The following is an 885-nucleotide window of genomic DNA, read 5'->3' as shown; positions in this document are numbered from 1 at the left end:
TATGTGATAATGAGTTAATAAAATTTACCTTTGTGTCCTTTGAAATTGCTAAGATGTCTTTATCAGAGTATTCCTGTGAAAAATCAAAACATATTTATACTCAACCCCAATTAATGGCGTTAATATGTTTAATGAAGCGATTAAAACTTGGTTATCGCCTTTTTACTTCAACAATCCAATTAACAGGAGAAATATGCTCTATAATCAACTTAAAAAGTATTCCACACTACACAACACTACAAAAATTCTTTAAACGAATAAAATCAGAAGTTATAGGCGAAATAATGGATAAAATTGTGGGATTATTTGATATTAATAATCCATGGGTAGCTTTAGATGGAACTGGACACTCTTGCGATCAAGCAAGCAGATATTATATTGATAAAATCAAAAAACAAAGCAAAAAATGGAGAAAAAGCTACACAAAAAACCAAATAGCAATAGACACACGAACTCAAATAATATTAACACACAGGGTAGCCAAAGGACCAAGACACGACTCCAAAGATGCAATAGCACTCATAAGAAAAACTAAAAAATACAAACCAATAGGATTCAGCTTAGACAAAGCATATGATAGTGAAGAAATACACAAAGTTATACATGAAGAATTAAACGCATCCAGCCTAATACCTCTTAAAAAAAGAGCTAAAAAAGGCAAATATAGAATAGGATCAAGATCTATCTTCACCAAACCAAAATACCATCAAAGAAGCATAGTAGAAACAGTAATATCAGTCATAAAAAGAATTTTTGGAGATAAAAATCAAAGTAGAAGTGACCGACTAAGAAATAAAGAAACTAAGTTAAAAAATCTATGCTATAACATATATCGTCACACAAAAACATTTAACATAAAAATCAAAATATGATTTCTACAGAGCC

1 protein-coding gene is annotated in these 885 nt (G+C 29.9%); it reads left to right on the top strand.

What is annotated here, in order from left to right; genetic code table 11:
* Positions 1 to 872 (top strand): IS5 family transposase (locus MBCUT_RS01155; RefSeq protein WP_211263749.1); only part of this gene is annotated, 872 nt, incomplete at its 5' end.
* Positions 873 to 885 lie beyond the last annotated feature (13 nt).

It is taken from the genome of Methanobrevibacter cuticularis, from assembly GCF_001639285.1.
Lineage (GTDB): Archaea > Methanobacteriota > Methanobacteria > Methanobacteriales > Methanobacteriaceae > Methanobaculum > Methanobaculum cuticulare.
Note: the sequence above shows the minus strand (reverse complement) of the source record. Positions and strands in the feature narration are given on the sequence as shown.